This is a genomic window from Pseudomonas sp. PS01301 (genome assembly GCF_029960215.1).
Taxonomy (GTDB): Bacteria; Pseudomonadota; Gammaproteobacteria; order Pseudomonadales; family Pseudomonadaceae; genus Aquipseudomonas; species Aquipseudomonas coleopterorum.
Genome location: NZ_JASCPM010000031.1, coordinates 33,078 through 59,705 on the forward strand (window position 1 = coordinate 33,078; position 26,628 = coordinate 59,705).

Consider the following 26,628-nt stretch of genomic DNA (forward strand, 5'->3'; position numbering starts at 1 on the left):
ACCGGCAAATTTTAATGGATCTGCGGTCGCGGCACAGTTGCACCAGCGGTGCTAAAATGCGCGGCCATTTCGTCAGTGACTCCCGTCATGTCCCGACTCAATCCCCGGCAGCAAGAAGCCGTGAACTACGTCGGCGGCCCTCTTTTGGTGCTCGCCGGTGCAGGTTCCGGCAAGACCAGCGTGATCACCCGCAAGATCGCCCACCTGATCCAGAACTGCGGCATTCGCGCCCAGTACATCGTCGCCATGACCTTCACCAACAAGGCTGCGCGTGAGATGAAGGAGCGCGTCGGCACCCTGCTGCGCAGCGGCGAAGGGCGGGGCCTGACCGTGTCGACCTTCCACAACCTGGGCCTCAACGTCATCCGCAAGGAACACGCGCGGCTGGGCTTCAAGCCGGGCTTCTCGATCTTCGACGAAGCCGACGTGAAAGCGTTGATGACCGACATCATGCAAAAAGAGTACTCGGGCGAGGACGGCGTCGACGAGATCAAGAACATGATCGGCGCCTGGAAGAACGACCTGATACTGCCGCCCCAGGCCCTGGAGCAGGCTCGCAACCCCAAGGAACAGACCGCAGCCATCGTCTACAGCCATTACCAGCGCACCTTGCGCGCGTTCAACGCGGTGGACTTCGACGACCTCATCCTGCTGCCGGTGAAGCTGTTCCAGGAACATCCGGACATCCTCGAGAAGTGGCAGAACAAGGTTCGCTATCTGCTGGTGGACGAGTACCAGGACACCAACGCCAGCCAGTACCTGCTGGTGAAGCTGCTGATCGGTACGCGCAACCAGTTCACCGTGGTCGGCGACGATGACCAGTCCATCTATGCCTGGCGTGGCGCGCGCCCGGAAAACCTGATGCTGCTCAAGGACGACTACCCGTCGCTGAAAGTGGTCATGCTGGAGCAGAACTACCGCTCCACCAGCCGCATCCTGCGCTGTGCCAACGTACTCATTTCGAACAACCCGCACGCCTTCGAGAAGCAGCTGTGGAGCGAGATGGGGCACGGCGATGAAATCCGCGTGATCCGCTGCCGCAACGAGGATGCCGAAGCCGAGCGCGTGGCCGTCGAGATTCTCAGCCTGCACCTGCGCACCGACCGGCCCTACAGCGATTTCGCCATCCTCTATCGGGGCAACTACCAGGCCAAGCTCATCGAGCTGAAGCTGCAGCACCACCAGATTCCCTATCGGCTCAGTGGCGGCAACAGCTTCTTCGGGCGTCAGGAAGTGAAGGACCTGATGGCCTACTTCCGCCTGATCGTGAACCCGGACGACGACAACGCCTTCCTGCGGGTGATCAACGTGCCACGCCGGGAAATCGGTTCCACGACCCTGGAAAAGCTCGGCAACTATGCCACCGAGCGCAAGATCTCGATGTACGCGGCCACCGACGAGATCGGCCTGGGCGAGCATCTGGACGCGCGCTTCACCGATCGCCTGAGCCGCTTCAAGCGCTATATGGACAAGGTCCGCGAGCAGTGCGCCGGTGAAGACCCGATCGGGGCGCTGCGCAGCATGGTCATGGACATCGACTACGAGCAGTGGCTGCGCACCAACAGTTCCAGTGAAAAGGCCGCCGACTACCGCATGAGCAACGTGTGGTTTCTGGTCGAGGCCTTGAAGAACACCCTGGAAAAGGACGAAGACGGCGCCATGACGGTCGAGGAAGCGATCGGCAAGCTGGTGCTGCGCGACATGCTCGAACGGCAGCAGGAAGAAGAGGACGGCGCCGAGGGCGTGCAGATGATGACCCTGCATGCGTCCAAGGGCCTGGAATTTCCCTACGTGTTCATCATGGGCATGGAAGAGGAAATCCTGCCGCACCGCTCCAGCATCGAGGCTGACACCATCGAGGAAGAACGCCGCCTGGCCTACGTGGGCATCACGCGCGCGCGGCAGACCCTGGCCTTTACCTTCGCCGCCAAGCGCAAGCAGTACGGCGAGATCATCGATTGCGCACCCAGCCGCTTTCTCGATGAACTGCCGCCCGACGACCTGGCCTGGGAAGGTAACGACGACACGCCCACGGAAGTCAAAGCCGTGCGCGGCAATACCGCATTGGCCGATATCCGCGCCATGCTCAAACGCTGAATTCAACCCTGCCCGGGCCACAGCCGGCCTGCGCACATTGGTACATCGAGGAACCACCGTGGAAGCTCTGCACAAAAAGATTCGCGAAGAAGGCATCGTGCTTTCCGATCAGGTATTGAAGGTCGATGCCTTTCTCAACCACCAGATCGATCCGCTCTTGATGCAGCAGATCGGCGACGAATTCGCCCGCCGGTTCGCCGATGCCGGGATCACCAAGATCGTCACCATCGAGGCTTCGGGCATCGCCCCGGCGGTGATGGCCGGGCTGCGCCTGGGCGTGCCGGTGATCTTCGCGCGCAAGCACCAGTCGCTGACGCTGACGGAAAACCTGCTGGTGGCCTCGGTGTATTCGTTCACCAAGCAGACGGAAAGCACGGTGGCCATTTCGCCGCGTCATTTGAACAGCAAAGATACCGTGCTGGTGATCGACGATTTCCTGGCCAACGGCAAAGCGTCGCAGGCGCTGATTTCGATCATCAACCAGGCTGGCGCCAAACTGGCCGGACTGGGTATCGTCATCGAGAAGTCCTTCCAGGGCGGCCGCGCCGAACTCGATGCGCAAGGCTATCGCGTGGAATCCCTGGCCCGGGTACAGTCGCTGGCCAATGGCGTCGTGACCTTCGTGGAGTGACCTGACCCACCGCAGCGCCTAGCGCGCCGGGTCTTCGGTCTCCTGCAGGGCGGCCAGTACCAGGCGCTGGTAGAGTTCCTCGCGCAACCCCTGCGGCTGGTCCAGGCCCATGCGCTGCAGGTGCAGGGGGTAGCGGCTGGCCTCGGGTGCCTCCAGCGCCGCCTTGCCCAGCTCGAGCATCTCGCTGAGTTTGAACTTGCTTTTGAGCCAGTTCAGCGCGCGCAGCAAGTCCTTTTCCTCATCGGTGAAATCGCACCCCAGCGGATACTCCGGGAACAGCGACGCGTGTCGATTGCGGATTGCCTCCAGACGCTCGCTGGTATTGTTGGCAAAGCGCGGATCGAGCACGAAATCCTTGCTCAACTTGCCGGCACGTTGAGCTTCGTCGATCAGGCTGGGCTGGAAGCGCGAATCGCTGATGTTGATCATCGCCTCGATCACCTCGGCATCGGTACGCCCGCGCAACTGGGCAATGCCGTACTCGGTCACGACGATGTCGCGCAGGTGCCGTGGAATCGTGCAATGGCCATAGTCCCACAGCACGTTGGAGCTGATGACACCCGCCGATTCCCGCCAACTGCGCAGGATCAGCACCGAACGTGCGCCCTCCAGGGCGTGCCCCTGAACGACGAAATTGTACTGCCCGCCAACGCCGCTGATGACGCGCCCGTCTTCGAGCTGGTCCGACACGGCCGCGCCCATCACCGTCGCCGTGAACACGGTATTGATGAACCGCGCATCGCGTCGTTGCAGACGTTTGAGCTGCTCGTCGCCATACAGCTCGTTGATGTAGCTGATCGCGGTCATGTCGAATCGGGCCAAGCTTGCCGCCGGCATCTGCCGAAGGCGCTCGTAGAAACTGTTCGGCCCGAGAAAGAAACCGCCGTGTACCACCACCCCGTCCTGGTCCTCATCGGCGTGCAGCACACCGGCGTTTGCCGCGGCCTGGCGTGCCACGTCCGGGTAGACCTTGCGGCGTATCACCCCCGCTTCGGCGAGGGCCAGCAGGCCGTTGACGAACATCTCGCTGCAGCCATACAGGCCGGTAGCGAAGGGCTCGACGCCGCCTTCGGCCTGGATCAACGCCTGCCAGGGCGACAGGTCGAGTTCATCGAGCAACGCCCGGTAGCCGGCATTGTCGGCCTGACGCGCGAGCAGGGCGGCGCTCAGCGCATCGCCCATCGCCCCGATACCGATCTGCAGCGTGCCACCGTCGCGCACCAGTGTGCTGGCATGCAGACCGATGAAATGATCCTGCACACCGACCGGCATGTTCGGCGTGGAAAACAGCGTCGACTGCTCGGCACCGTCGATCAGCAGATCGAACGCCTCGCTGTCGATCTCAGCGCTGCCGGGCATGAACGGCAGGGCTTCGTGGACCTGGCCCAGAATCAGAATGGTCTCGCCGGCCGCACGACGCCTTTCGATCATCGGCAGCAGGTCCAGGGTGATGTCCGGATTGCAGCTCAAGCTCAGGCGGCCGGCATCTTCGGGATCCTGGCTGACCAGTTGCGCCACCAGATTCAGCCCCTTGGCATTGATGTCGCGCGCGGCGTGGCTGTAATTGCTGCTGATGTAGCTTTGCTGCGCCGTCGTGCTGCCCAGCAGGCTGCCTGGTTGCATGAAGAACTGTTGTACCGTGATGTTGGAGGGAAGCTCATCACGGCGCAGGTCGGCGAGAAACTCGAACTCGGGGTAATCACCGAACACACGCTCGACGAAGGGTTCGAGCAAGCGCTTCTGCAGGCCGTCGCCCAGGGGCGGGCGGCCCAGCACCAGTGCGGTATAGATCGTCAGGCGCCGCTCGGGCAGGCCCTTGATGCGGGCATACAGCGCGTTGACGAAGCGGTTGGGCTTGCCCAGGCCCAGCGGCATACCCATGTGAATATGCGTGGGCAAACGCTGCAGCACCTGGTCCACGGCCACTTCGATGGAACACCGATGCACCATGCTTTGGCCTCCTGACCTGTTATTTGCAGGTTGGACCGCTATCCTATTGGGATTGTTGCACAGCTGCCGCTGCCACCGGCCGTTGAGCGAACCGACCACACCCTCCAGGACATGCCCGTGACGCTTGAACTTCGCCTTGCCACTCCCGACGATTCCGTGAGCATCTCCCGCCTGCTGATTGCCAACTCAGCCGCCAACGGTGGCACCCTGTATGGCGACTGGTCTGCAGCCGTGGTGCGCACATGGGTCGAAACGGGTACGCCGATCATAGTCGCTATCGACGGCGAGCAGGTCAAAGGCGTGCTGTTCAGTGCCGAAAACGCTGAAGACGCCGCGCCGCCCGTCAAGGCCATGTTCGCCGCCTGCCCGGCCATCGATGATGCCTACGCCTACGGCCCCATCTGCGTGGATGCTTCCATGCGCGGCCAAGGCCTGCCCAAGGCGCTCTACACAAAGCTGTGTCATTACATGGGGGAGCGCCGTGGATTGCTGTTCATCAACCGCAGCAATGTTGGCTCGCTGAAGGCCCATCAAAAACTGGGCATGGACGTCATCGCCGATTTCAAACTCGGTGATCAAGCGTTCGATGTGCTGCAAACACCTGCGAGTTGACGCTCGGAGCAGACCAGAAACTGATCAGCGCGACCGGCCGACTCAGAAATTCGCCGGCGTGGCGGCGCTGATCAAGCGGGCGGGCGTATCGAACGGGTTGCGGAAGCGATGCGGTTTGCTGCTTTCGAAGTAGTAGCTGTCGCCCTCTTCGAGCACGTAGGTGTCCTGACCGACCACCAGCTCCAGGCGCCCTTCCACCAGGATGCCGGTCTCCTCGCCCTCGTGCATGAGCATTTCCATACCGGTGTCAGCACCCGGCGGATAGACCTCGCTGAGAAAGGCGATGGCCCGGCTGGGGTGGGCCTTGCCGACCAGCTTCATGGTCACCGCGCCGTCGGAGATATCGATCAGCTCGTTGGCCTTGTAGACCACTTGGGTTGGCCGCTCGGCCTGCAGTTCTTCGGAAAAGAACTCCACCATGGACATTGGAATCCCGCCCAGCACCTTGCGCAGCGAGCTGATCGAGGGACTCACGCTGTTCTTCTCGATCATGGAAATGGTGCTGTTGGTGACGCCCGCTCGTTTGGCGAGTTCACGCTGGGACAAACCCTTGAGTTTGCGAATGGCTTGCAGTCGTTCGCCGACGTCCAATGCGAAAGCCTCCTGGAATGCTGAGCAGTTCATGATGGCCGGTATCATGGCAACAGCGTTCGGGATTTACAACACATTGGCGGGCGATGGGTCGGCCCGGGCGCATGGCGCGCCCAGACGCTGGACTAAACGTACTGCAAGGGCACGCGGCGCAGGTTGCAGAAGATCTGGTAGGCAATGGTGCCAGCGGCGTGGGCGACGTCACTGGCCAGCACCTGCTTGCCCCACAGCTCGACCGTACTGCCGACGCCCGCCTGGGGCACATCGGTCAGGTCGACGTTGAGCATGTCCATCGATACCCGCCCCGCCAGCACGGTACGCACGCCATCGACCAGCACTGGCGTGCCATTGGGCGCCAGGCGCGGGTAACCATCGGCATAACCCATGGCCACCACGCCGATCCGGCTCGGCCGCTGGGTGACAAAGCGCGCGCCGTAGCCCACGGCCTCCCCCGCAGGCAGTTCACGCACGCTGATGACCTTGGACTGCAGCGTCATAACCGGCTGCAACTGGGCACTGGCAGAGGTCGCGGTTTCGAACGGTGTGGCCCCGTAAAGCATGATGCCGGGGCGCACCCAGTCACTGGGAATCTGCGGCCAGCCGAGCACTGCCGGGGAGTTGCGCAGGCTGATCTCGGCGCTCAGCCCCTGCCGCGCCGTGTCGAACACGGCCAGTTGCTCGGTACTGCTGGGGCAGTCCAGCTCATCGGCGCGGGCGAAATGGCTCATCAGCACGATCTTGGCCACCTTGCCGCTGGCCAGCAGGCGCTGATAGGCGGCCTGGTAATCCTTGGGATGCAGGCCGACACGGTGCATGCCCGAGTCGAGTTTCAACCAGACCTGCAACGGCTGGCTCAAGCGTGACTGCTCGATGGCTTCCAGTTGCCACAACGAATGCACCACGCACCACAGCCCATGCTCGATGATCAATGGCAGTTCGCTGGCTTCGAAAAATCCTTCGAGCAGCAATACCGGCGCGGTGATACCCGCCGCACGCAACTGCAGGGCTTCCTCGATGCAGGCCACGGCAAACCCGTCCGCCTCGCCTTCCAGCGCCTGGGCACAACGCACCGCGCCATGCCCGTAGGCATCGGCCTTGACCACAGCCAACGCCTTCGCCCCACTCATCTGGCGTGCCAGTCGATAGTTGTGGCGCAGGGCGGAGAGGTCGATCAGGGCGCGGGCTGGACGCATGGCGGGCTTCTTTTGCAAGGTTTGAAGGGTGTACAGGTCGAGGGGCCGCCGCGCGGGGCGGCGATCCAGGACCAACAGTTACGAATGCGCCGGCGCCGACTGACCCTGACGAACCGTTTCGTGTGGCTGTCCGTAGCGCGATATGTCCAGGCCGGCGGCGCTGATCTGCGGCTTTTTACGCGCGATCAGGTCGGCAAGCAAGCGTCCCGACCCACATGCCATGGTCCAGCCCAGCGTGCCGTGACCGGTGTTGAGGAACAGGTTCTTGAACGGCGTGGCACCCACGATCGGCGTGCCGTCCGGGGTGGTCGGCCGCAGCCCGGTCCAGAAGCTGGCCTGAGTCAGATCACCGCCCTGCGGGTAGAGATCATTGACGATCATTTCCAGCGTTTCGCGACGACGTGGATTCAGGCTCAGATCGAAACCGGCGATCTCGGCCATCCCGCCGACGCGAATGCGGTTGTCGAACCGGGTGATCGCCACCTTGTAGCTCTCGTCGAGAATGGTCGAGGTCGGCGCCATGGCCGCATCGGTGATCGGCACGGTCAGCGAGTAGCCCTTGAGCGGGTACACCGGTGCCCGGATGCCCAGCGGCTTGAGCAACTGCGGCGAATAGCTGCCCAGTGCCAGCACGTAGCGGTCGGCAGTTTCCAGCTTGCCGTCGATCCAGACGCCGTTGATGCGGTCGCCGGCGAAGTCCAGGCGGTCGATGGCCTGACCGAAGCGGAACTGTACACCCAGATCCCTGGCCATCTGCGCCAGGCGGGTGGTGAACATCTGGCAGTCGCCGGTCTGGTCGTTGGGCAGCCGCAGGGCGCCGGCCAGAATGCCGGTGACCGACGCCAGGGCCGGCTCGACGCGGGCGATGCCTTCGCGATCGAGCAGCTCGTAGGGCACACCGGACTGCTCCAGCACGGCGATGTCCTTGGCGGCGTTGTCCAGTTGCGCCTGGGTGCGGAACAGCTGGGTGGTGCCCAGGGTCCGGCCTTCGTAGGCGATGCCGGTCTCGGCGCGCAGCTCGTCGAGGCAGTCGCGGCTGTACTCGGACAGGCGCACCATGCGCTCCTTGTTCACCGCATAACGGCTGGCGGTGCAATTGCGCAGCATCTGCGCCATCCACAGGTACTGATCGACATCGCCGGTCAGCTTGATCGCCAGCGGTGAATGGCGTTCCAGCAGCCATTTGATGGCCTTGAGCGGCACGCCCGGCGCCGCCCAGGGCGACGCATAACCCGGCGAAACCTGCCCGGCATTGGCGAAGCTGGTTTCCATGGCGACGGCCGGCTGGCGATCGACCACGGTCACTTCCATGCCTTGCCGGGCCAGATAATAGGCACTGACGGTGCCGATCACACCACTACCGAGTACCAGAACGCGCATGTGTGTCGCCCTCATCGCGGAAATCCGCTGACGTAAGATGTTAGGTCCGAAGATGTGGGCAGTATAAAAAGGTCGAGCCAGTGCTTTTCACTGTATGCAAGGCTATATTTGGCGAGAATTCTCGGCCATTGACGCTTTAACGGAGGGGCATCGCCTGTGCGTACCCAGCACCAGAGCAAACGCGAACTCGACAAGATCGACCGCAATATCCTGCGCATCCTGCAGGCTGACGGGCGCATGTCGTTCACCGAACTGGGCGAGAAGGTCGGCCTGTCCACCACACCCTGCACCGAACGAGTCCGCCGTCTGGAGCGCGAAGGCATCATCATGGGCTATTACGCCCGGCTCAATCCGCAGCATTTGCGCGGAAGCCTGCTGGTGTTCGTCGAGATCAGCCTGGACTACAAGTCGGGCGACACCTTCGAGGAATTTCGCCGCGCGGTGCTCAAACTACCTCATGTGCTGGAGTGCCATCTGGTGTCGGGTGACTTCGACTATCTGGTCAAGGCACGCATTTCCGAGATGGCGTCCTACCGCAAACTGCTGGGCGATATCCTCTTGAAACTGCCCCATGTGCGCGAATCCAAGAGTTACATCGTCATGGAAGAAGTGAAGGAGAGCTTGAACCTGCCAGTGCCGGACTGATCCAGACGCTTCAGACCAGCACCTGGCGAGTGCTCGCGATCAGCTTGTGCACCTGATGCTCCACGGCAGGGTCGATCATCTCCACCGGACGCCGTCCATTGGGGCATGGCAGCGTCGGCGTGGTCCCGAACAGCCGGCAGATCAGCGGGCGCTCTTCATACACCGTGCAACCCTGTGGCCCCAGGTGCACGCAGTCGAACCGGGCCAGCGCGGCCTCCTGTTCGGCAGCCGTCTTGCGCGGCAGGCGCGCCATTTCCTCGGATGAGGTGGTCACCGGCCCGCAGCAGTCATGGCATCCCGGCACGCATTCGAACGAAGGAATCTGCTCGCGCAGGAAACGAAGCTTGTGGCTGTTGCAGCTCATGACGGTCACCGCGTGGACGAGGCGCCATTGTGCCGCGCGGTTGCCGCCATGGGAAACCCCGGCTTATGCTGCGTCGAATTTTCCGTACACCCCTTTCAAACCATTGCTACCAGGACCACTCACATGAACGCTCGCGCCGAGCACGCCGCCTCGTACTACGCCGCCAGTCTGCATCGGCAGCCGGTATACCCGCCCTTGCAGGGCGAGATCAGCGTCGATGTGTGCGTGGTAGGCGGTGGCTTCTCCGGGCTGAACACCGCGATCGAACTGGCGCAGCGGGGGTTCAGCGTGGCCCTGCTCGAAGCCCACCAGATTGGCTGGGGTGCCAGCGGGCGCAACGGTGGGCAACTGATTCGCGGCGTCGGCCACGATCTGGAACAGTTTCGTAAGATCATTGGCGACGACGGTGTGCGCGACCTGACCTTGATGGGGTTGGAAGCGGTCGAGATCGTCCGCCAGCGGGTCGACCGCCATGGTATCGAGTGCGACCTGACCTGGGGCTACTGCGACCTGGCCAACAAGCCGGCCCAGCTGCAGGGGTTCGTCGAAGACGCAGAAGCCCTGCGCAGCCTGGGCTACGCTCACGAGCTGCAAATCGTCGAGGCGCAGGACATGCACAGCGTGGTCGGCTCGGATCGCTACCACGGCGGCCTGGTCGACATGGGCTCCGGCCACCTGCATCCGCTGAACCTGGCCCTGGGTGAGGCCGAAGTGGCCCGGCAGTTGGGTGTGCAGGTCTTCGAGCACTCGCGGGTGAAGCGTATCGAATATGGCCCGCAAGTGCGCGTGCACACCGCTCAAGGCCAGGTGCGGGCACGCTTCCTGGTGCTGGGCTGCAACGCCTATCTGAACGATCTCAACCCGCAGCTGAGCGGCAAGGTGCTGCCGGCCGGCAGCTACATCATCGCCACCGAGCCTCTGGATGCCGAACAGGCACGGCAGCTGCTGCCCCGCAACATGGCGGTGTGCGACCAGCGGGTGACAGTGGACTACTATCGACTGTCCGCCGATCGGCGCCTGCTGTTCGGCGGCGCCTGTCACTACTCGGGGCGCGATCCCAAGGACATCGCCGAATACATGCGGCCCAAGATGCTCGATGTGTTCCCGCAACTGGCTAATGTGCGCATCGACTATCAATGGGGCGGCATGATCGGCATCGGCGCCAACCGTCTGCCGCAGATCGGCAGGCTCAAGGAGCAGCCCAACGTGTTCTATGCCCAGGCCTATTCCGGGCACGGGCTGAACGTCACTCACCTGGCGGGCAAACTGCTCGGCGAAGCCATCAGTGGCCAGGCCAGCCGCGGCTTCGACCTGTTCGCCAAAGTGCCGCACATGACCTTTCCCGGCGGCCGCTACCTGCGCTCGCCCCTGCTGGCGCTGGGCATGCTCTGGCACCGGTTCAAGGAGCTGGGCTAGGCCGCTCCGCTACGAACGCCAGAACGGCTTCAGGCCTTCGCGGCGGGCCTGCTGCGCATCCAGGCCAATATCGCGCAACTGATCCTCGTCCAGTTCGAGCAGGGCCGGACGCGTGCGCAAGTGATGCAGCATCAGCGCCCAACGCCCCAGGCCTGCCGGTGCGCAGGTGGCGCTCGAGCGCAGCTTGGGCTCTTCCAGCAATTCTTCGGTGCGCAGCAGCAGACGTACATCGCTCAAGCCGTTCATGGCCTTTCTCCTTGAAGTGTTTGGACAGCAAGGCCATGGTGCCGCAGCCGACACCGCTTAATACAGATTCAAAAAGCGCTTATGTTTTTCATACAGAAGGCTGACCAGCGCGTCTGAATGCTGTATTTTCCACGCATCTGTATGGTCATCAGTTCGAGCACGCCCATGACGCTGTACATGAACCTCGCCCAGTTGCTCAGCCAGCGCATCGAACAAGGCCTCTACCGCCCTGGCGATCGCCTGCCGTCGGTGCGTGCCCTGAGCATCGAGCACGGCGTCAGCCTGAGCACCGTGCAGCAAGCCTATCGCCAGCTCGAAGACCACGGCTTGGCCGCGCCCCGGCCCAAATCCGGCTATTTCGTGCCCACCGCCCGCGAACTGCCGGCACTGCCCGCCGTGGGCCGCCCCATGCAGCGTCCTGTGGATATCTCCCAGTGGGACCAGGTCGTCGAACTGATGCGCGCAGCGCCGCGCGATGACGTGGTGCAACTGGGCCGTGGCATGCCCGACGTCAGCAGCCCGACCCTGCGGCCCTTGCTGCGCGAGCTGGCCCGCCTAAGTCGGCACCAGGCGATGCCGGGCCTGTACTACGACTCGCTGTATGGTACCCAGGCCCTGCGGGAGCAGATCGCCCGGCTATTGGTGGATGCCGGCTGCCGATTGGGCATTGGTGAACTGGTCGTCACCACCGGCTGCCATGAAGCGCTGTCGGCCAGCATCCGCGCCATCTGCGAGCCCGGCGATATCGTCGCCGTGGACTCACCCAGCTTCTTCGGCGCCATGCAGACCCTCAAGGGCCTGGGCATGAAGGCCCTGGAAATCCCGACCGATCCGCTCACCGGCATCAGCCTGCAAGCGCTGGAACTGGCCCTGGAACAGTGGCCGATCAAGGCCATACAGTTGACGCCCAGTTGCAACAACCCGCTGGGCTACGTGATGCCCGAAGCTCGCAAGCGTGCCTTGCTGACGCTTGCGCAACGCTTCGACGTGGCCATCATCGAGGACGATGTGTATGGCGACCTGGCCTTCAGCTATCCCCGTCCGCGCACCATCAAGTCGTTCGACGAAGACGGTCGCGTGCTGCTGTGCAGTTCGTTCTCCAAGACCCTGGCCCCCGGCCTGCGCATCGGCTTCGTCGCCCCCGGTCGCTACCTGGAACGGGTGCTGCACATGAAGTACATCGGCACCGGGTCGACCTCGACGCAGCCGCAGCTGGCGATCGCCGAGTTCATCAAGGGTGGTCATTACGAACCGCACCTGCGCCGCATGCGCACTCAGTACCAGCGCAGCCGCGACATGATGATCGACTGGGTCACTCGCTACTTTCCCGTCGGTACCCGCTGCAGCCGTCCCCAGGGTGGCTTCATGCTGTGGGTTGAACTGCCCGAGGGCTTCGATACCCTCAAGCTCAACCGCCTGCTGCTCGACCAGGGCGTACAGATCGCCGTGGGCAGTATCTTTTCGGCGTCGGGCAAGTACCGTAACTGCCTGCGCATGAACTTCGCCAGCAAGCCTTCGCCCGACATCGAGGCCGCCGTACGCACCGTGGGTACCTGCGCTCGGCAGCTGCTTGCGGATAATCCGCACCCCGATGCCGACCTTTGAGCCCGTGCCAAGGTCGAACGGCACGCCCGCCCTCCCTGCAAGGATGATCGCTTTGCCCTGCCCCAGGCTGTTACCGCTGCTGTTGACCCTGATCCTCGCCCTGCAAGGCTGTGCCAGCGTGAATGCGCCGCGTGAATACAGCGAAATGCTCCCGGCCGAACAATCGGCCTTCGGCAGGTCGGTGCAGGCCCAAGTGCAGGCCCATCATGGCCAATCGGGCTTCCGCCTGCTGTCGAGCAGTGACGAGGCCTTTCGCGCACGTGCCGAGCTGATCCGCAATGCCCAGGTCAGCCTCGACCTGCAGTACTACATTGTCCACGACGGTTTCAGCACCCGCGCCCTGGTCGACGAACTGCTCAAGGCCGCCGACCGCGGCGTGCGCGTACGCATCCTGCTGGACGACACCACCAGTGATGGCCTGGACAAGACCATCGCCACCCTCGCCGCGCATCACAACATCCAGATCCGCCTGTTCAACCCCACCCACCTGGGTCGCTCGACCGGCGCCACGCGCGCGGTGGGCCGCCTGCTGCAACTGTCTCGGCAGCACCGGCGCATGCACAACAAGCTGTGGCTGGCCGACAACAGCGTGGCTATCGTCGGCGGACGCAATCTGGGCGACGAATACTTCGACGCCGAGCCGGACATGAACTTCACAGACATCGACCTGCTCGGCTTCGGGCCGGTCGCCCAGCAACTGGGCTACAGCTTCGATCAGTACTGGAACAGTGCACTGAGCCAGCCGATTGCCAATTTTCTGTTGACGGTGCCGACGGCCAAACACCTGGCCGCGTCGCGGGTGCGCCTGGAAAAGTCCCTGACCACCTCGCGAAGCCAGCACCATGCCCTCTACGAACGCCTGATGACCTACCAGAGCGCGCCGCAGCTGGACGTCTGGCGGCGTCAGTTGATCTGGGCCTGGGGCCAGGCACTGTGGGATGCGCCGACCAAGGTGCTGGCCCGAGGCGAGCCCGACCCGCACCTGCTGCTGACCACGCAGCTCGCTCCGGAGCTGACTCAGGTCAAGCATGAACTGATGCTGATCTCCGCCTACTTCGTGCCGGGCAAAGCTGGCCGCGACTATCTCACCGGACGCGCCGATGCCGGTGTCGACGTCAGCCTGCTGACCAATTCCCTGGAAGCGACCGACGTACCTGCGGTACACGGCGGCTACGTGCCCTACCGCAAGAACTTGCTCGAGCACGGAGTGAAGCTGTTCGAGCTGCGTCGCCAGCCGGGTGACGATGCGGGTGGCACATTGAGCTTCAGTGGCAGTTCCGATTCCAGCTTGCACAGCAAGGCGATGATCTTCGACGAGCGCAAGTCCTTCATCGGCTCGTTCAATTTCGACCCGCGTTCGGTGCTGTGGAACACCGAGGTCGGCGTGCTGGTGGACAGCCCGGAACTGGCGGCGCAGATGCGCCACCTGGCCCGTGAGGGCATGTCGCCTGCACGCAGCTACCAGGTGCGCCTGGAAAATGGCCAGGTGGTGTGGGACACCGAGGACCACCAGCAGATGCACACCCTGTACCGAGAACCGGGTGACTGGTGGCGGCGGCTGAATGCGTGGGCCAGTGAAGTGATCGGGCTGGAGAAGATGCTTTGATCGACCCAGCCCGACCGGCAGTGGCTCAGAGCTTGATCCAGGTGGCCTTCAGTTCGGTGTACTTGTCGAACGCATGCAGCGACTTGTCACGACCATTGCCCGACTGCTTGAACCCACCGAACGGCGCGGTCATGTCGCCACCGTCGTACTGGTTGACCCACACGCTGCCGGCGCGCAGCGCCTTGGCCGTCAGGTGCGCCTTGGAGATGTCCGCGGTCCATACCGCTGCGGCCAGGCCGTAGGCGCTGTCATTGGCGATGCTGACCGCCTCTTCGGCAGTGTCGAAGGTAAGCACCGACAGCACCGGCCCGAAAATCTCTTCCTGGGCGATCTTCATGGCATTGGTCACGCCATCGAAAATGGTCGGTTCGACGTAAGTGCCGCCCGTTTCCTCAAGGATGCGCTTGCCGCCCACCAGCAAGGTGGCGCCGCCTTCCTGACCGGCGCTGATGTAGGACAGCACCGTGTTCATCTGCTGGGTGTCCACCAAAGCACCGACATTGGTCGCCGGGTCAAGCGGGTTGCCTGGTTTCCAGGCCTTGAGCGCCTCGACCACCATCGGCAGGAAGCGCTCCTTGACCGAACGCTCCACCAGCAGGCGCGAGCCAGCCGTGCAGACTTCGCCCTGATTGAAGGCAATGGCGCTGGCTGCCGAATCGGCCGCCGCCTGCAGATCAGGTGCATCGGCGAACACGATGTTGGGGCTCTTGCCGCCCGCCTCCAGCCAGACGCGCTTCATGTTCGACTCGCCAGCGTAGATCATCAGTTGCTTGGCGATCCTGGTGGAACCGGTGAAGACCACGGTGTCCACGTCCATGTGCAGAGCCAGTGCCTTGCCGACCGTGTGGCCATGGCCCGGCAGCACATTGAGCACGCCCTTGGGAATGCCCGCCTCGATCGCCAACTGTGCGATGCGGATGGCGGTCAATGGGGATTTCTCCGACGGCTTGAGGATCACCGAGTTGCCCGTGGCCAGGGCCGGCCCCAGCTTCCAGCAGGCCATCATCAGAGGGAAATTCCACGGCACCACTGCGGCCACCACGCCGACGGCTTCACGCGTGACCAGCCCCAATTGGTTGTGCGGGGTCGGAGCGACCTCGTCGTAGACCTTGTCGATGGCTTCGCCGCTCCAGGCCAGGGCATTGGCCGAGCCGGGTACGTCGATGTTCAGCGAATCACTGATCGGCTTGCCCATGTCCAGCGTTTCCAGAAGCGCCAGCTCCTCGGCATGCTCGCGCAACAACCCGGCGAAACGAATCAGGGTGGCCTTGCGCTTGGCCGGCGCGGCCTTGGCCCAGACGCCTTCGTTGAACGTGGCGCGGGCATTCTCGACCGCGCGCTCGGCGTCGGCAGCGTCGCAACTGGCCACCTGGGCCAGCAGTCGACCGTCGACGGGGCTTACGCATTCGAAGGTCTGGCCCGACACGGCGTCGGTGTATTCGCCGTTGATGAACGCGCGCCCTTCGATCTTCAGCTGCTGGGCACGTTGTTCCCAGTCAGCGCGAGTCAGAGTGGTCATACGGATCTCCTGTGATTGAATGCAAAGCCCGGCCGTGCAAGGCTGAGCGGGGTGACATCGAACCACCCTAAACCACCGGTGCGACGCTTTTCAATATATTTGACACCCAGCGCACACAGGCCCACGGATGTGCGTTTTATCCAACAAGCGAGGGGTTTCCTGCATGAACATCACCAGCATCGTCGACTTTGCCCAACACAGCGTCACCCCGGAACGCTACCGCCCGGCGCCTGAGAAAATCCTTGGCGGCGACCCCGAACAGACACTGTTCAACCACTACCAGAGCCCCTGCGGCCAGATGAACGCGGGGGTCTGGGAAGGCCAGGTGGGGCAATGGACGGTCAACTACACCGAGCACGAATATTGCGAAATCGTGCAGGGCGTTTCCGTGCTGCGTGACGACCAGGGCAACGGCAAGACATTGCGCGCTGGCGACCGCTTCGTGATCCCTGCAGGCTTCACTGGCACCTGGGAAGTGCTGGAGGCGTGCCGCAAGATCTACGTGGTGTTCGAATCCAAATAAGCACCGCGTCCCATGCCTAGATCCAGGAGCTATAACCGTTGATGACACGACGTTATTTCGCTATCGGCTCCGCCCTGCTGGCTACCGGTGCGGCTTTCTATCGTTTCGCCCAGGCTGACGAAAAACGCCCTACCACCGGCGGCAACTACACGCCCCAGGTGCATTACGCACCGCCCACAGGCTTCATGAACGACCCCAATGGCCTGGTGTTTTTCGACGGCGAATATCACCTTTACTATCAACACAACCCGTCGGCGGCGACGATGGGCAACGTGCACTGGGGACACGCTGTCAGCCCTGATCTTCTCAATTGGCAGACCTTGCCCACCGCCTTGTTCAACACCCCGGCCGGTCAGGCGTTCAGCGGCAGCGCGGTGGTTGACCAGCACAACCTGAGCGGACTGTTCCAGGCACAACCAGACGCCGGGGAGCAGGCGGGCGGCATCGTCGCCATCTATACACGCGCTTCGGCAACCCTGCAGACCCAGGAAATCGCCGTCAGCAGCGACCGCGGGCGCAGCTTTGTCGAGTACGCTCACAACCCGGTGCTGGACATCGGTTCCAGCCAGTTCCGCGACCCCAAGGTCTTCTGGCACGCGCCGGAACAGTGCTGGATCATGGTGGTGGTCGAGGCACGCTCGCATCGGGTGCTGTTCTACGGCTCGGTCGATCTGAAATCCTGGGACAAGCGCGGTGAATTCGCAGACAGCGGCCTGCTGGGCATCGACTACGAGTGCCCGGACCTGATCCGTGTACCCGTCGAAAACGGCGGCGAGCGTTGGGTGCTGATCCTTTCGATCAACCCCGGCGGCCCCCTGGGCGGCAGTACGGTGCAGTATTTCATCGGCGACTTCGACGGCCGGCAGTTCACCGCCGAGGACTGCGTCACGCGGCTGATGGACTTCGGCAAGGACTTCTACGCCTTTCAAAGCTTCTCCAACCACTCCGGGGCACCGGTGGGCCTGGCCTGGCTCAGCAACTGGCAGTACGCCAACGAGGTGCCTGCCTCACCATCCAGAGGCATGATGACACTGCCGCGGACCCTGGGATTGCGGCGCGTGGGCAAGGACTGGCGGCTGGTGCAGCAGTTCGTCGACCTCGCTCCCTTGGCGGGCAAGGTCCTGATCGACGACACCCGGCCATGGGGCAGCGCAACGCTGGCCAGTGCCGCATTGCCCGCTGGCGAGGCGATCGAGGTGCGTCTGGAAGTTGAATTGCAGCCAGGTGCCGTGGTGACGGTCCGTCTGTCCAATCAGGCTGGAGAAACCCTTGAGGCCGGATTCGACGCGGGCCCTTTCGGCGGCTTGTTTATCGACCGACACGGTGCGTCAGGCTTTGAGCAGCGCTATTTCGTCAACCGGTTTTCGTATGCCTTCCAACCTGATACCCGCACCATGGACATGCACCTGGTGATCGATCGTTCCTGCCTGGAACTGCTCGGTGCCGCAGGCAGCGCGGCAGGGACTGCGCTGTACTACACGAAATCGCCATTGGAGCGCATCAGCGTTGTTGCACAAGGAGGAAACGCGCGCCTGACCAAGGTTTTCGTCACCACCCTGAACCCCATCACCAGCGCCCAAGCTCAGCATCGCTAGATCGAAAGCCTGGGCCTGCGCAAAACCGGGCACAAAAAAAGGCCCGCATCTTTCGATGCGGGCCTTTTTCTGGTCGCCAAAATCAATTACTTGATTTTGCCTTCCTTGTACATCACGTGCTTGCGAACAACCGGATCAAATTTCTTGATCTCGATCTTGTCCGGGGTAGTACGCTTGTTCTTGTCGGTAGTGTAGAAGTGACCAGTACCGGCGCTCGAGATCAAACGAATCAATTCACGCATGATAAAGCTCCCTTAGATCTTGCCAGCTTTGCGAATTTCGGCCAGCACGACAGTGATGCCGCGCTTGTCGATGATACGCATGCCCTTGGCGGATACGCGCAGGCGAACAAAACGTTTCTCTTCTTCAACCCAGAAGCGGTGATGCTGCAGGTTCGGCAGGAAACGACGACGGGTTTTGTTGTTTGCGTGGGAAATGTTATTCCCAGTCACCGGACCCTTACCGGTAACTTGACAGACTCTCGACATGCCTCAGCCCTCTAAAACCACATGCCCAACCCGGCATGGGTTGGCCGCTTATCTTTCAGTCATTTGGCGCACGGCGCCGCGTTTCTTCAGGGTCTTACCCGCCTCACCGTGAAGGCAGAGGAACAGGGCCCTAGAAAAGAGCGCTGCTTTATACCAGAAACCCTGCAGTGCAACAACTCCAGATGCACAATCGATGCGCCCAGCTGCGCCGGCATCGGCGCAGGCACAGCACCGGCGGGCGTGCTGCGACATGACCACTCGTCGCGCAAAAAAACGATTTAGGGATAGTCAACGCTGCTCGACATCTCTAGGGTAGGACTTTTCTCCAGACTGCATAGGCAGATGGGCCCTCGACACGCCAAGGAAACACACCATGCGTCTTGCGACTTTGCCGTTCTTGCTTGCTCCCCTGTTTGCCTCTGCGCTGGTGCATGCTGCGCCTTTGACGGTCTGTACCGAAGCCAGCCCCGAAGGCTTCGACGTGGTGCAGTACAACTCCCTGACCACCACCAACGCGTCGGCCGACGTGTTGATGAACCGCCTGGTGGAGTTCGACGCCAAGGCCGGCAAGGTCATCCCCAGCCTGGCGGACAGCTGGACCGTGTCGGCCGATGGCCTGACCTACACGTTCAAGCTGCACCCGGGGGTCAAGTTCCACGACACCGCCTACTTCAAGCCAGACCGCGAGCTGAACGCGCAGGACGTGCTGTTCAGTTTCCAGCGCATGCTCGACCCGGCCAACCCCTGGCACAAAGTGGCGCAAAGCGGCTTTCCGCACGCCCAGTCGATGCAACTGCCTGGCCTGATCAAGAAAATCGAGGCACCTGATCCTCTGACCGTACGGTTTACCCTGGATCATCCCGATGCAACGTTCCTGGCGACCCTGAGCATGGGCTTCGCCTCGATCTATTCGGCGCAATACGCCGATCAATTGATGAAAGCCGGCACTCCGGAAAAACTCAACAGCCAGCCGATCGGCAGCGGGCCCTTCGTATTCGTGCGTTTCGAAAAGGACGCCGTGGTGCGCTACAAGGCCAACCCTGATTACTTTGCCGGCAAGCCTGCCGTCGACCCTTTGCTGTTCGCCATCACCCCGGACGCCAATGTGCGCCTGCAGAAGCTGCGCCGCAACGAATGCCAGCTGACCCTGTCACCCAAGCCCCTGGACATCGCTGCGGCCGCCGACGACAAGAGCCTGAAAGTGATCAAGACCGAGGCTTTCATGACCGCGTTCGTGGCCATCAACAGCCAGCACCCGCCTTTGGACAAGCCTGAAGTGCGCCAGGCCATCAACCTGGCCTTCGACAAGGACAGCTACCTCAAGGCCGTCTTCGAAGGCACTGCCGAGGCTGCCAACGGCCCCTACCCGCCCAATACCTGGAGCTATGCACGGGACTTGCCCGGCTACAAGCAGGATGCGGCCAAGGCGCGCGAGTTGCTCGCCAAGGCGGGCTTGAAGGACGGCTTCAACACCACGATCTGGACCCGCCCTTCGGGCAGCCTGCTCAACCCCAATCCCAGCCTGGGCGCGCAGCTGTTGCAGGCCGACCTGGCCAAGGTCGGCATCAAGGCCGAGATCCGCGTGATCGAATGGGGCGAGTTGATTCGCCGTGCCAAGGCCGGCGAGCATGACCTGCTGTTCATGGGCTGGGCCGGCGACAACGGCGATCCGGACAACTTCCTCACCCCGCAGTTTTCCTGCGCAGCCGTGCAGTCGGGCACCAACTTCGCACGCTATTGCGACAAGGGCCTGGACAAGCTGATCAGCGACGGCAAGGCAGTGACCGATCAGGCCCAGCGCAGCAAGCTGTACCAGCAGGCCCAGGCTCTGATCCAGAAGCAGGCGCTGTGGCTGCCGCTGGCCCACCCCACCGCAGCCGTGCTGGCGCGCGAAGGGGTCGAGGGCTACACCGTCAGCCCGTTCGGTCGGCAGGATTTCTCCAGGGTGTCAGTGGAGAAATAGGCTGCCACTACCGGCCTCTTCGCGGGTAGAACCCGCTCCCACAGTGGATTTTCGTATTACCACGGATCCCTGCAGGAGCGGCTCCCGCCCCTTACATCCACCCATGCTCGACCATCGACAACGGCTCGCCTTCGCCGATGATGATGTGGTCGAGCACCCGCACATCCACCAGCGCCAATGATTCCTTGAGGCGCTGGGTCAGCGAGCGATCGGCCTGGCTCGGGGTCGGGTTTCCGGAAGGGTGATTGTGCGCCAGGATCAGCGCTGCCGCATTTGTGGCGATGGCCCGCTTGACCACTTCACGCGGATACACCGCCGCACTGTCGATGGTGCCGCGAAACAGTACTTCGAAACCCAGCGGCTGATGCTTGGTGTCCAGAAACAGGCAGCCGAACACTTCCTGGCGCTCATGGCGCAGCTTAGCCTTGAGGTAATGGCGCACCGACGATGGATCTTCCATGGCCGGGCCACGGTTCAGCCGCTCGGCCATGTAGCGGCGGTTCATCTCGATGGAGGCCTGCAACTGGGCGTACTTGGCAGGGCCCATGCCGAAGTGCTGGCTGAAGGTTTTCTGGTCGGCTTCGAGCAAGGCGCGCAGACCGCCGAAGCGGATCAGCAGGTTGCGTGCAACGTCCACGGCGCTGTGTCCGGCCACGCCGGTGCGCAGGAATATCGCCAGCAGTTCGCCATCGGAAAGACTGCCCGGACCATGCGCCAGCAGGCGCTCTCGCGGACGCTCGGCCTCGGGCCAATCGCGAATACTCATCCCCACTCCCTGTCTGTGTGCCTCGCTGTTCCATAGCGAGCGCTGTGCTATCTTAGCGCAACTTTTTGCACGGCGACCCGGCCCCGGAAGGCGGTTTCACCGTGGTGTTATTACCAGATATAAAGGCAGGCCTATGCAGCGGCTGTATCGAAAACGCATCATTCTGGGCGTCGGCGGCGGCATTGCCGCCTACAAGAGCGCCGAGCTGGTACGTAGGCTTCTGGAGCAGGGCGCCGAAGTGCGCGTGGTAATGACCAAGGGCGGCAGCGAGTTCATCACGCCACTGACCCTGCAGGCGCTGTCCGGCCACCCGGTGCACATGGACCTGCTCGACCCGGCGGCCGAAGCTGCCATGGGCCACATCGATCTGGCCAAATGGGCCGACCTGGTCCTCATCGCCCCGGCCACCGCCGACCTGATGGCACGCCTGGCCCAGGGCCTGGCCAACGACCTGCTGACCACCCTGGTACTGGCCACCGACGCCACCGTGGCCATCGCCCCGGCCATGAACCAGGCCATGTGGCGCGACCCGGCCACACAGGACAACCTGCACCTGCTGCGCAGCCGCGGCCTCAAGGTCTTCGGCCCGGCCGCTGGCAGCCAGGCCTGCGGCGACATCGGCCTGGGCCGCATGCTCGAAGCCACCGAACTGGCGCTGTGCGCGGCCGAATGTTTCGAGCACCTGGCACTGACCGGCAAGCACGTGTTGATCACTGCCGGGCCGACCCAGGAAAACATCGACCCGGTGCGCTACATCACCAACCACAGCTCCGGCAAGATGGGCTTTGCCCTGGCCGAAGCGGCCGTCGAAGCCGGCGCCCGCGTTACCTTGATCTGCGGCCCGGTGCATTTGCCCACGCCCGACCGCGTCACCCGCATCGACGTGGTCAGCGCGCGCGACATGCTCGCCGCCTGCGAGGCGGGCATGCCCTGCGACGTGTTCATCGCGTCCGCCGCCGTGGCCGACTATCGTCCCGAAGTGGTGGCTGCGCAGAAGCTCAAGAAAGACCCCAGCAGTGGTGACGGCCTGCTGTTGCAGATGGTGCGCAATCCGGACATCCTGGCAACCATCGCCGGTCGCGCCGATCGTCCATTCAGCGTCGGCTTCGCGGCCGAGACCGAGCACCTGCTCGACTACGCCGCGCGCAAGCTCAAGGACAAGAACCTGGACTTGATCGTGGCCAACGACGTCGCCAACCCCAGCATCGGTTTCAACAGTGAAGAAAACGCCTGCAGCGTGATCGACCGCCAGTTGCAGACCACTGCTTTCGCCCAGACCAGCAAGGGCAAGATAGCCCGCCAGCTGGTTTCCTTCATCGCCAAGCGCCTCGATCAGGTTTAACGACATCCATGCACGCCCTACAAGCCAAGATCCTTGACCCACGTCTGGGCCGGGACTTCCCGCTGCCTCACTACGCCACACCCGGTTCCGCAGGCCTGGACCTGCGCGCCATGCTGCAGCAAGACACCCTGCTGGCACCTGGACAGACCCTGCTGATCCCTACCGGCCTTTCGATCTATATCGGTGATCCGGGCCTGGCAGCGATGATCCTGCCGCGCTCGGGCCTGGGCCACAAGCACGGTATCGTGCTCGGCAACCTGGTCGGCCTGATCGACTCCGATTACCAGGGCGAACTGATGGTCTCGTGCTGGAACCGTGGCGACAGCGAGTTCACCCTGACGGTGGGCGAGCGCATCGCTCAACTGGTGCTGGTTCCTGTGGTGCAGGCTCACTTCGAACTGGTCGAAAGCTTCGACGAAAGCCAGCGCGGGACCGGCGGTTTCGGTCACTCCGGCACGCAGTAAACGGCCATGCAGACCCAGCGGCCGTGGCGATGCCCGTCCGCCTCAAAGCGTTCAATGCGGAGATGACAGGTGAAAGGATTTCCTCGCAATGCCAAGACGGCCGAGCACGGCCAGGCTTCGAACGCGCGGACCACCGCCGGTAACCAGGCACTGCTGATCGCCGTCGTCGGCGTGCTCGTCGCCTTGCTGCTGATCTGGTTTCTGGTCGTCGCGCCGCTCACCGGCCGTGCCTTCCAGAACGCCGAGGCGACCGCCGCCGCGCCTTTCACCGCAGGTCTGGACACCGTGATCGCGCGCCAAGCCGGCGTAACCGCTACCTTGGCTCACTCACCGGCACTGACGGCTGCGCTGGCCAGCCAGGACCCTTCGCTCATCGCTCAGGCCGTTGGCGCCGTGCCCTTGATCGATGGCCTGCAGGGCGTGCGCCTGAATCTGCCGGGGCAGGCCAAGGTCGATCAGCAGGGCGCTGCGCCGATCAATTTTGCCGTACTGGACATGATCAACCGCGCCGAACGCGGTACTGCCACTGCGCCCGAGGCCTACAAGGTCAACGGGCGTTGGTGGGTCTACAACGTCGCCACCGTCCAGCAAAGCTCGACATCCCCAGTGCTGGGTACGCTGGTACTGGCCTTCGAGATGCAGCCCCTGACTCAGGCCCTGGCACTGCCCGACGCCGAGTTCGGCCAACTGCGCCTGCAACAGAGCGTGCTGGGCAGCCCGCCGCAAGTGCTGGTCGAACAAGGCAGCAATGCGTCGGCCATGCGCTACCCGTATCCGACCGCCAACCCCAACTGGCGCCTGGAATTCAGTCCCGGGCCGCTGTTCCAGCCACCGTTTGCCTGGAGTGCACTGGGCCTGATGATGCTTGCCGCGGCGATCGCCATCGGCTGCGCCGCGCTGGCGGTACGTCTGGCCCAACGCCAACTGTATGCACGCATCGAGGCCGACGCGCGGCAGCTTGAGCAGTTGCTCGAGGAGTTGTCCGGCGGCAAGGCGGTCAAGGCGTTCGGCCTGAGCCTGGCGCCCCTCAACGGCCTGGCACAGGGTCTGGCGCGCCTGTCCCTGCGCGAGGGCGCCGCGCGTCCGGCCGACAGCAGCACGGCCGCGCCTGCGCCCGTGCCGGTCGTGGACGACTGGACCAATCCGATCTTCCAGGACATCGACATGCTCGAGCTCGACGCCACCGACCCTGTCGTCGAAGCGAGCGACATGCCGCCGGCGCTGCCCCACGGCATCTTTCGCGCCTATGACATTCGCGGCATCGTCGGCAGCACCTTGAATGCCGACACCGCCTATTGGGTGGGACGTGCCGTCGGCGCGCAAAGCCTGGCCATGGGCGAGGCCAACGTCAACGTCGGCCGCGACGGGCGCCTGTCCGGTCCCGAGCTGGTGCAGCCATTGATCCAGGGTCTGGTCGACGCCGGTTGTCACGTCAGCGACGTGGGCCTGGTGCCGACACCTGCGCTGTACTACGCCAACCACGTGCTCAGCGGCCGCTCCGGTGTGATGCTGACCGGCAGCCACAACCCGCCGGACTACAACGGCTTCAAGGTGGTGATCGCCGGCGACACGCTGGCCAACGAACAGATCCTGGCCCTGCACCAGCGCCTGCTGCACAACAACCTCAGCCAAGGCCAGGGCAGCGTCGAGAAGGTCGAGATCCTGGAGCGCTATGTGGCGCAGATCCGCGATGACATCGTTCTCACCCGCCGACTCAAGGTCGTGGTCGACTGCGGCAGCGGCGCCGGTGCCGTGGTGGCGCCGCAGTTGATAGAGACTCTGGGATGCGAAGTCATCCCGTTGTTCTGCGAGGTCGACGGGCATTTCCCCCATCATCATCCGGACCCGAGCAAGGCCGCCAACCTGCAGGCGTTGATCGCCAAGGTCAGCGAAACGGGCGCCGACCTGGGCCTGGCCTTCGATGGCGACGCGGACCGTGTGGGCGTAGTCACCAACACCGGCCGCATCATCCATCCCGATCGCCTGCTGATGCTGTTCGCGCGCGACGTGCTGTCGCGCAACCCCGGCGCCGACGTGATCTACGACGTCAAATGCACGCGTCGCCTGGGCCCGCTGATCAAGGAACACGGCGGCCGCCCGGTGATGTGGAAGACCGGGCATTCCCTGATCAAGAAAGAAATGAAGCGCACCGGCGCGCTGGTGGCCGGGGAAATGAGCGGGCACATCTTCTTCAAGGAACGCTGGTTCGGCTTCGACGACGGCATCTACAGCGCTGCGCGACTGCTGGAAATCCTCAGCCGCGAACACCTCAGTGCCGAAGACGTCTTCGCCGCATTCGCCGACGACGTGTCGACGCCCGAGCTGAACATTGCAGTGACCGAAGACAGCAAATTCGGCATCATCGACGCCCTGCACCACGGCGCTCAGTGGGGGGATGCCCAGCTCACCCTCATCGACGGCGTGCGCGTGGACTACCCTAGAGGCTGGGGCCTGGTCCGCGCCTCCAACACCACCCCCGTGCTGGTGACGCGTTTCGAGGCAGAAGACGCCGAGGAACTCGAACGAATCCAGGGCGTCTTCCGTACCCAGTTGTTGAAAGTCGCACCCGATCTGCACCTACCGTTCTGACCACTTGTTTCACTGGAGCCCCGCATGACCCTCGAACGTGATGCCGCCACCAACGTCGCCAAGGTATTGTCCGAAGCGCTGCCCTATATCCGCCGCTTCGTCGGCAAGACCCTGGTGATCAAGTACGGCGGCAACGCGATGGAGAGCGAGGAGCTCAAGACCGGTTTCGCCCGCGATATCGTGCTGATGAAGGCTGTCGGCATCAACCCGGTGGTAGTGCACGGCGGCGGGCCGCAGATCGGCGACCTGCTCAAGCGCCTGTCCATCGAGAGCCATTTCGTCGACGGCATGCGCGTCACTGACGCCCAGACCATGGACGTCGTGGAGATGGTGCTCGGTGGCCAGGTGAACAAGGACATCGTCAACCTGATCAATCGCCACGGCGGCAGCGCCATCGGCCTGACCGGCAAGGACGCCGAGCTGATCCGCGCACGCAAGCTGACGGTGACCCGTCAGACCCCTGAAATGACCAAGCCGGAGATCATCGACATCGGCCACGTCGGGGAAGTCAGCGGGGTCAATACCGATCTGTTGAACATGCTGGTCAATGGTGACTTCATCCCGGTGATCGCGCCCATCGGCGTGGGTCCGGATGGCGAGTCCTACAACATCAACGCCGACCTGGTGGCGGGCAAGGTGGCCGAGGCGCTCAAGGCCGAGAAGCTGATGCTGCTGACCAACATTGCGGGCTTGATGGACAAGGAAGGCAACGTGCTGACCGGCCTGACCACCGAGCAGGTATCCGGCCTGATCGCCGACGGCACCATCTACGGCGGCATGCTGCCCAAGATCCGTTGCGCGCTGGAAGCGGTCCAGGGTGGCGTGACCACCTCGCACATCATCGACGGCCGCGTCCCCAATGCCGTGCTTCTGGAAATCTTCACCGACAGCGGTGTCGGCACCCTGATCAGCAACAAGAAGATCGGTTGACCTGACCGCGCGCGGTGCATCAAAAGCACCGCGACGACCGCCGACGCGGCTCGCGCCGCTGCTACTGAATCCTGATCCCCTGTAACGACGGAATTCAAGATCCCCTGTAGCAG

General features: G+C 63.3%; 24 protein-coding genes. 14 read left to right on the plus strand and 10 right to left on the minus strand.

The window, feature by feature from the left end; genetic code table 11:
- Positions 1–87 precede the first annotated feature (87 nt).
- Entirely contained in the window at positions 88–2,097 is a 2,010-nt protein-coding gene (gene rep, locus QMX89_RS16065; protein ID WP_049860345.1) for a DNA helicase Rep, read from the plus strand.
- A gap of 58 nt (positions 2,098–2,155) precedes the next feature.
- On the plus strand, positions 2,156–2,728 hold the full coding sequence (locus QMX89_RS16070) for a xanthine phosphoribosyltransferase (protein ID WP_282348939.1): 573 nt from the start codon (positions 2,156–2,158) through the stop codon (positions 2,726–2,728).
- An 18-nt stretch (positions 2,729–2,746) separates the two neighbouring features.
- On the opposite strand, the gene QMX89_RS16075 is transcribed toward QMX89_RS16070, so the two are convergent.
- Positions 2,747–4,678: an acetyl-CoA hydrolase/transferase C-terminal domain-containing protein gene (locus tag QMX89_RS16075; protein WP_282348941.1), complete on the minus strand. Its 1,932-nt coding sequence runs from the start codon at positions 4,676–4,678 to the stop codon at positions 2,747–2,749.
- Positions 4,679–4,795: 117 nt separating this feature from the next.
- Here QMX89_RS16075 and QMX89_RS16080 point away from each other — a divergent pair, with 117 nt between their 5' ends.
- Positions 4,796–5,290 (plus strand): GNAT family N-acetyltransferase, encoded by a 495-nt coding sequence (locus tag QMX89_RS16080; RefSeq protein WP_056844782.1) that lies wholly within the window; start codon positions 4,796–4,798, stop codon positions 5,288–5,290.
- A 42-nt stretch (positions 5,291–5,332) separates the two neighbouring features.
- Here the strand turns inward: QMX89_RS16080 and QMX89_RS16085 are convergent, their stop codons facing one another.
- The 3 genes from QMX89_RS16085 to dadA all read right to left on the minus strand — a co-directional run bounded on the left by QMX89_RS16085 (position 5,333) and on the right by dadA (position 8,454).
- A complete protein-coding gene (locus QMX89_RS16085; RefSeq protein WP_049860349.1) occupies positions 5,333–5,881 on the minus strand; it encodes a cupin domain-containing protein in 549 nt (182 codons plus the stop codon).
- Between the two features lie 125 nt (positions 5,882–6,006).
- A complete protein-coding gene (alr, locus tag QMX89_RS16090; RefSeq protein WP_282348942.1) occupies positions 6,007–7,074 on the minus strand; it encodes an alanine racemase in 1,068 nt (355 codons plus the stop codon).
- A gap of 78 nt (positions 7,075–7,152) precedes the next feature.
- A complete protein-coding gene (dadA, locus tag QMX89_RS16095) occupies positions 7,153–8,454 on the minus strand; it encodes a D-amino acid dehydrogenase (protein ID WP_282348943.1) in 1,302 nt (433 codons plus the stop codon).
- Positions 8,455–8,610: 156 nt separating this feature from the next.
- Here dadA and QMX89_RS16100 point away from each other — a divergent pair, with 156 nt between their 5' ends.
- Entirely contained in the window at positions 8,611–9,099 is a 489-nt protein-coding gene (locus QMX89_RS16100; protein ID WP_043192202.1) for an Lrp/AsnC ligand binding domain-containing protein, read from the plus strand.
- 10 nt (positions 9,100–9,109) lie between these two features.
- Here QMX89_RS16100 and QMX89_RS16105 read toward each other — a convergent pair whose 3' ends face one another.
- Complete coding sequence (locus QMX89_RS16105) at positions 9,110–9,463, minus strand: YkgJ family cysteine cluster protein (RefSeq protein ID WP_049860352.1); 354 nt, start codon at positions 9,461–9,463, stop codon at positions 9,110–9,112.
- 123 nt (positions 9,464–9,586) lie between these two features.
- On the opposite strand from QMX89_RS16105, the gene QMX89_RS16110 reads away from it, so the two are divergent.
- A complete protein-coding gene (locus QMX89_RS16110) occupies positions 9,587–10,879 on the plus strand; it encodes an FAD-binding oxidoreductase (protein WP_282348944.1) in 1,293 nt (430 codons plus the stop codon).
- 9 nt (positions 10,880–10,888) lie between these two features.
- On the opposite strand, the gene QMX89_RS16115 is transcribed toward QMX89_RS16110, so the two are convergent.
- Positions 10,889–11,125 carry a DUF1127 domain-containing protein gene (locus QMX89_RS16115; protein WP_282348945.1) on the minus strand — a complete coding sequence of 79 codons (237 nt, stop codon included), beginning with the start codon at positions 11,123–11,125 and terminating at the stop codon, positions 10,889–10,891.
- A 165-nt stretch (positions 11,126–11,290) separates the two neighbouring features.
- On the opposite strand from QMX89_RS16115, the gene QMX89_RS16120 reads away from it, so the two are divergent.
- Entirely contained in the window at positions 11,291–12,730 is a 1,440-nt protein-coding gene (locus QMX89_RS16120) for a PLP-dependent aminotransferase family protein (protein WP_282348957.1), read from the plus strand.
- Between the two features lie 43 nt (positions 12,731–12,773).
- Complete coding sequence (locus QMX89_RS16125; protein ID WP_282348946.1) at positions 12,774–14,336, plus strand: phospholipase D family protein; 1,563 nt, start codon at positions 12,774–12,776, stop codon at positions 14,334–14,336.
- 25 nt (positions 14,337–14,361) lie between these two features.
- Here the strand turns inward: QMX89_RS16125 and QMX89_RS16130 are convergent, their stop codons facing one another.
- Positions 14,362–15,855 (minus strand): aldehyde dehydrogenase, encoded by a 1,494-nt coding sequence (locus QMX89_RS16130; protein ID WP_282348947.1) that lies wholly within the window; start codon positions 15,853–15,855, stop codon positions 14,362–14,364.
- A 163-nt stretch (positions 15,856–16,018) separates the two neighbouring features.
- On the opposite strand from QMX89_RS16130, the gene QMX89_RS16135 reads away from it, so the two are divergent.
- Together QMX89_RS16135 and QMX89_RS16140 are read left to right on the plus strand one after the other, a co-directional pair.
- Positions 16,019–16,378, plus strand: coding sequence for a cupin domain-containing protein (locus QMX89_RS16135; protein WP_049860357.1), 360 nt, complete (start codon positions 16,019–16,021; stop codon positions 16,376–16,378).
- Positions 16,379–16,419: 41 nt separating this feature from the next.
- Positions 16,420–17,973, plus strand: a complete 1,554-nt coding sequence (locus tag QMX89_RS16140) for a glycoside hydrolase family 32 protein (RefSeq protein WP_282348950.1) — start codon at positions 16,420–16,422, stop codon at positions 17,971–17,973.
- An 86-nt stretch (positions 17,974–18,059) separates the two neighbouring features.
- Here the strand turns inward: QMX89_RS16140 and rpmG are convergent, their stop codons facing one another.
- Both rpmG and rpmB read right to left on the minus strand, forming a co-directional pair.
- The gene (gene rpmG, locus QMX89_RS16145; protein ID WP_022960960.1) at positions 18,060–18,215 is read right to left on the minus strand and encodes a 50S ribosomal protein L33; all 156 of its coding nucleotides are present in this window, start codon (positions 18,213–18,215) and stop codon (positions 18,060–18,062) included.
- Between the two features lie 12 nt (positions 18,216–18,227).
- Positions 18,228–18,461 (minus strand): 50S ribosomal protein L28, encoded by a 234-nt coding sequence (rpmB, locus tag QMX89_RS16150; protein WP_007894701.1) that lies wholly within the window; start codon positions 18,459–18,461, stop codon positions 18,228–18,230.
- A 373-nt stretch (positions 18,462–18,834) separates the two neighbouring features.
- On the opposite strand from rpmB, the gene QMX89_RS16155 reads away from it, so the two are divergent.
- Positions 18,835–20,424, plus strand: a complete 1,590-nt coding sequence (locus tag QMX89_RS16155) for an ABC transporter substrate-binding protein (RefSeq protein WP_282348954.1) — start codon at positions 18,835–18,837, stop codon at positions 20,422–20,424.
- A gap of 91 nt (positions 20,425–20,515) precedes the next feature.
- On the opposite strand, the gene radC is transcribed toward QMX89_RS16155, so the two are convergent.
- Positions 20,516–21,190, minus strand: coding sequence for a DNA repair protein RadC (radC, locus tag QMX89_RS16160; RefSeq protein WP_049860360.1), 675 nt, complete (start codon positions 21,188–21,190; stop codon positions 20,516–20,518).
- Positions 21,191–21,323: 133 nt separating this feature from the next.
- Here radC and coaBC point away from each other — a divergent pair, with 133 nt between their 5' ends.
- The 4 genes from coaBC to argB all read left to right on the plus strand — a co-directional run bounded on the left by coaBC (position 21,324) and on the right by argB (position 26,515).
- On the plus strand, positions 21,324–22,532 hold the full coding sequence (coaBC, locus tag QMX89_RS16165; RefSeq protein ID WP_090361478.1) for a bifunctional phosphopantothenoylcysteine decarboxylase/phosphopantothenate--cysteine ligase CoaBC: 1,209 nt from the start codon (positions 21,324–21,326) through the stop codon (positions 22,530–22,532).
- 8 nt (positions 22,533–22,540) lie between these two features.
- The gene (gene dut, locus QMX89_RS16170) at positions 22,541–22,996 is read left to right on the plus strand and encodes a dUTP diphosphatase (RefSeq protein ID WP_090361481.1); all 456 of its coding nucleotides are present in this window, start codon (positions 22,541–22,543) and stop codon (positions 22,994–22,996) included.
- A 1,209-nt stretch (positions 22,997–24,205) separates the two neighbouring features.
- Positions 24,206–25,585, plus strand: coding sequence for a phosphomannomutase/phosphoglucomutase (locus QMX89_RS16175; protein ID WP_282348959.1), 1,380 nt, complete (start codon positions 24,206–24,208; stop codon positions 25,583–25,585).
- A gap of 24 nt (positions 25,586–25,609) precedes the next feature.
- Complete coding sequence (gene argB, locus QMX89_RS16180; RefSeq protein WP_049860364.1) at positions 25,610–26,515, plus strand: acetylglutamate kinase; 906 nt, start codon at positions 25,610–25,612, stop codon at positions 26,513–26,515.
- The last annotated feature ends 113 nt before the right edge of the window (positions 26,516–26,628 follow it).

Excerpts from the sequence above, each read along its gene's own strand:
- rep (WP_049860345.1), top strand. The coding sequence starts at position 88 with ATGTCCCGACTCAATCCCCGGCAGCAAGAAGCCGTGAACTACGTCGGC.
- QMX89_RS16075 (WP_282348941.1), bottom strand. The coding sequence starts at position 4,678 with ATGGTGCATCGGTGTTCCATCGAAGTGGCCGTGGACCAGGTGCTGCAG.
- alr (WP_282348942.1), bottom strand. The coding sequence starts at position 7,074 with ATGCGTCCAGCCCGCGCCCTGATCGACCTCTCCGCCCTGCGCCACAAC.
- dadA (WP_282348943.1), bottom strand. The coding sequence starts at position 8,454 with ATGCGCGTTCTGGTACTCGGTAGTGGTGTGATCGGCACCGTCAGTGCC.
- QMX89_RS16105 (WP_049860352.1), bottom strand. The coding sequence starts at position 9,463 with ATGAGCTGCAACAGCCACAAGCTTCGTTTCCTGCGCGAGCAGATTCCT.
- QMX89_RS16110 (WP_282348944.1), top strand. The coding sequence starts at position 9,587 with ATGAACGCTCGCGCCGAGCACGCCGCCTCGTACTACGCCGCCAGTCTG.
- QMX89_RS16115 (WP_282348945.1), bottom strand. The coding sequence starts at position 11,125 with ATGAACGGCTTGAGCGATGTACGTCTGCTGCTGCGCACCGAAGAATTG.
- QMX89_RS16120 (WP_282348957.1), top strand. The coding sequence starts at position 11,291 with ATGACGCTGTACATGAACCTCGCCCAGTTGCTCAGCCAGCGCATCGAA.
- QMX89_RS16125 (WP_282348946.1), top strand. The coding sequence starts at position 12,774 with ATGATCGCTTTGCCCTGCCCCAGGCTGTTACCGCTGCTGTTGACCCTG.
- QMX89_RS16130 (WP_282348947.1), bottom strand. The coding sequence starts at position 15,855 with ATGACCACTCTGACTCGCGCTGACTGGGAACAACGTGCCCAGCAGCTG.
- QMX89_RS16135 (WP_049860357.1), top strand. The coding sequence starts at position 16,019 with ATGAACATCACCAGCATCGTCGACTTTGCCCAACACAGCGTCACCCCG.
- QMX89_RS16140 (WP_282348950.1), top strand. The coding sequence starts at position 16,420 with ATGACACGACGTTATTTCGCTATCGGCTCCGCCCTGCTGGCTACCGGT.
- rpmG (WP_022960960.1), bottom strand. The coding sequence starts at position 18,215 with ATGCGTGAATTGATTCGTTTGATCTCGAGCGCCGGTACTGGTCACTTC.
- rpmB (WP_007894701.1), bottom strand. The coding sequence starts at position 18,461 with ATGTCGAGAGTCTGTCAAGTTACCGGTAAGGGTCCGGTGACTGGGAAT.
- QMX89_RS16155 (WP_282348954.1), top strand. The coding sequence starts at position 18,835 with ATGCGTCTTGCGACTTTGCCGTTCTTGCTTGCTCCCCTGTTTGCCTCT.
- radC (WP_049860360.1), bottom strand. The coding sequence starts at position 21,190 with ATGAGTATTCGCGATTGGCCCGAGGCCGAGCGTCCGCGAGAGCGCCTG.
- coaBC (WP_090361478.1), top strand. The coding sequence starts at position 21,324 with ATGCAGCGGCTGTATCGAAAACGCATCATTCTGGGCGTCGGCGGCGGC.
- dut (WP_090361481.1), top strand. The coding sequence starts at position 22,541 with ATGCACGCCCTACAAGCCAAGATCCTTGACCCACGTCTGGGCCGGGAC.
- QMX89_RS16175 (WP_282348959.1), top strand. The coding sequence starts at position 24,206 with ATGCCGCCGGCGCTGCCCCACGGCATCTTTCGCGCCTATGACATTCGC.
- argB (WP_049860364.1), top strand. The coding sequence starts at position 25,610 with ATGACCCTCGAACGTGATGCCGCCACCAACGTCGCCAAGGTATTGTCC.